Annotated in this window: 2 protein-coding genes and 1 riboswitch; both genes read right to left on the bottom strand. The window is 28.0% G+C overall.

What is annotated here, in order from left to right; translation table 11 throughout:
- Window positions 1-132 precede the first annotated feature (132 nt).
- Window positions 133-1,323, bottom strand: a complete 1,191-nt coding sequence (locus J7M77_RS00380) for a GGDEF domain-containing protein (RefSeq protein ID WP_296874901.1) — start codon at window positions 1,321-1,323, stop codon at window positions 133-135.
- Window positions 1,295-3,220 (bottom strand): glycosyltransferase, encoded by a 1,926-nt coding sequence (locus J7M77_RS00375; RefSeq protein WP_296874899.1) that lies wholly within the window; start codon window positions 3,218-3,220, stop codon window positions 1,295-1,297. The genes J7M77_RS00380 and J7M77_RS00375 overlap by 29 nt, the downstream gene beginning before the upstream one ends.
- 70 nt (window positions 3,221-3,290) lie before the next feature.
- A riboswitch (cyclic di-GMP riboswitch) is annotated at window positions 3,291-3,373 on the bottom strand.
- Window positions 3,374-3,654: the final 281 nt, after the last annotated feature.

Raw genomic sequence — 3,654 nt, 5'->3', positions numbered from 1 at the left:
TTTTATACCTGAAATCAATAAATGAGTCAAAGATAATCAAAATATCATAAGAAAAAGCATCAGTAACAAAAAAAGAAGCTGTAACGCTTCAAGATGCTTAAAAAATCATCTTTTCGTTACAGCCCCCTTTTTTTAAATACTAAACATCATTTGATTTTTACCATTTTGTTTAACTTCATATAAAACTTGATCCGCCTTTTTTAGTGCATTTTCAAAATCAATTAAATCCATTACTTTAGTCATTCCCACACTATAGCTTAAATTAATATAATTATCTTTAAAAACCAATGGCTCCTGACTCATCTTTAATAATTCAGCATATTTTCTTTCTATCGCATATTTATCTTGATTTAAAAATAGTAAGACAAACTCATCCCCGCCATAACGACAAATATAATCATCTTTCCCTAATAACCTAAATAACCGATCACCAGTTAATTTAATTGCCTGATCACCGGCAACATGTCCATAATTATCATTAACTTGTTTAAAATCATCAATATCAACGATTCCCAAATAAACTGATCCATGGTAATCTTTTAAATATTCTTTGTAATAATATTCAAACATCATTCTCGTTGGTAACATCGTTAAACTATCACTATAACTTAATAAATCCTCGCTAACTTGCATAAAGTTAATTTCTTTTTTGCTTTTTGATTCAATGGGGATTAAATAGTTTTTATCATGACCGATATAATGATCTTGATTTTGATATCTAGTTTCATATTTTACTGTTTGACCATTTACAGCATCATTAAATATTTGTTCATATTGTTTAATTAAGATATGACGTTCAATTAATTGTTGGAGATTATTTGCTTTATCATCATAATAGAAACAATTTTTAGCCCATTTATTTTGATAAACAATTTGACCAATTTGATCGGTAATGACAATTTTACTAGGAATACTGTCTAAATAAAATTTTAATCTTTTTCTTTCATAATCCAATGTTTTCATTTCCGTAATATCCATGATCGTGACATACCAGCAGCTATTACCACGATCATACTTGGCGGTATTATGAACCCAAAATATTTCACCATTTTTCTTTTTTAATTTCAATTCAAAATCTAAATCTTGACTTCGAGAAATTGTGTCTTCAATCGTTGTTAACATTTTATCTACATCATCTTCAATTAAAGCCACTAAATGGTTTTCAAAAAGATTTTTTAATTCATCTTTATGATAACCAATCATTTTATAAAAATAATCATTTGCATATAAAATGGTCAAAAAAGAATCATTACGACAATAAAGAACACCTGAATGAATATGATTCAAGATTTCTTCATAATAACCATTTAAATACATGTTCATAAGATTGCTCCCTTACCTTTTCATCTAGATCCATCACATAATAAGCTTGCATATTTTCAGTAAAAATATTCATGATCATTTGCATTTGTTTAGGTGATAATTGATTATATCTTAACGCAATAATATTGTTATTTACTCGCATTACCTGTCCTGAAAATACTTGCTTATTAAGTATAAATTTAATTATCTGTAATTTTTCTATCTTAATTATTCCATCTAATTCCATTTTTAATCCAGTTCCAGAAATATCGATTAATCTGCCGGTGATTAAATTATGATCATCAACCACTTCAACATTTTGTTTTTGATTTATTAATACTCGTTCCATTTTTCGTAGAATTGGTTTTTGCCAGGCAACTTTTAAAGCAATGATAATGGCATAAAAATTATAAATACTCCAAAAAATATTTAATAAATAAGCGGTTGTATTATTCATGCCATTTAAAAATCTATATGTGGCTAATATCCAAGCTGTAATTGTAAGTATGGCAATAAATATATGACTAATAACTATTTGATATTGAAATGTTTTTTTATTTAAAATTGTATCTTTAGCTGTTACATTAAATTTAATTTTTAAATTTAATAATTCTTTAAAAATCGAAATACACAAATGCGGTGCCATAGCTACTTCATAAATATGAGCCCATTTTAAACTTCGCGACTTAGATGATAAAACATTAAAGATAATTAATTGCCCAATTGCATAAGGAAGATAAATACATAATAAACTATTAATTGAACAATCAAGCATTGTTATATTTGTTAATAGATACAACAACGGGAAAATGATATAAATCATCTTTTGAATATTAGCGAACCAATAAATCCCGCCATCTAAATAAGCAATCTTTTGCCCCAGACTTAATCCAGAATTAAATAAGGGCATATAATGTTTAAGGACTTGAATATTACCACGACACCAGCGATCACGCTGTTTTACCAGCTCAATAAAAGTTGTTGCCGATAATCCCATTACTAACTCCTCATTTACAAAAAGTGAATCAAAACCTTGTCCTTGTAACAGCATTCCTACTGCCATATCTTCAGTAATTGAATCAGTTGGATAACCGCCAATACTTAAAACATGCTGGCGATTAAAAACAGCATTAGTTCCTACATGTAAAGTGGCATTTTTACTTGCTCGAGCTTCTTGGATATGACGCATAAAGAAGTCTTGTTCATTGGGAAGATTTTTTTTCATTAAATTGTATTGATACATATCCTGATTGTAATAAACTTGTGGCGTTTGGACAAAAGCTAAATTTTCATTACTAAAATAACCAACCGTTTTTATTAAAAAATCTTTTTTAGGAATCATATCCGCATCTAATACCGCAAATAAATCCCCTTTGATCTTAGTCAATGCATTATTAATGTTCCCAGCTTTAGCACCTTCACAACTATCTCTAGATAAATAATTAATCCCATAATTTTGACATAATATTTCTAACTCTTTCCGCTTTCCATCATCTAAAATATAAATATTCAATTTATCTTTAGGATATTCAAGATTGGTAGCAGCCGCAATTGTCATTTCCAATAAATCAAGCGGTTCATTATAAGTACAAATCAAAACATCCACTGTAAAATCATAACTTTTATTTTGTCCATAACTTTTAGAATTATCATTATTACTTTTATTAAAAAACAGATATTGAAAATTGAAGAATGCTAATACACCTATTAATTCTGCAATATACAAGATTACTGCCAAGATAAAGCTTAAATAACCATCATGAACTGGAATTACAGTTAAACGCCACATCAGATAAACAAAACAGACAACAGTCACTGTCATAATTAAAGATTGTTTAACTTTAAGTTTAGGTTTAGCTTTTGCAATCAAAAATTCAACCATTAATACCGCCAAAATTAAAAAACAATATAAATACAATTCATTTCCTCCTAAATTCATAAAAAATACATGAGCTATCTAAAAACCCATGCACAGTAAAAATTTCGATTAATGCAACTGGCTGTCATACTTTTTAGATTAGACCCTATAGCTTTGCGTCACCACTTTTCAATGGCTTTGCCATTTTTTTAAAATCATCTTATCAACGCATTATTTCTTTGTCAATTACACTAGTTTTTATTAAATGGTATCATTTTCTAGTTTTTTGGATAAAAACAAATATGAAAACCATATATTGACCTTTGATATCAAAAATAATAGGTATATTTTTGTTAGCTAAGCTAAAAAAAAAGGGACAAAATAAATTTTGTCCACCAGGGTGATGATGCGTTTTATATGCAATTCGCCCTTTTTACTACTATAATTATATCAGGAGATGACTTTATGATTGATTTATCCGTTCCTTCTGATAC

The sequence above is a fragment of the Thomasclavelia sp. genome (genome assembly GCF_017889095.1).
Taxonomy (GTDB): domain Bacteria; phylum Bacillota_I; class Bacilli_A; order Erysipelotrichales; family Coprobacillaceae; genus Thomasclavelia.
Note: the sequence above shows the minus strand (reverse complement) of the source record. Positions and strands in the feature narration are given on the sequence as shown.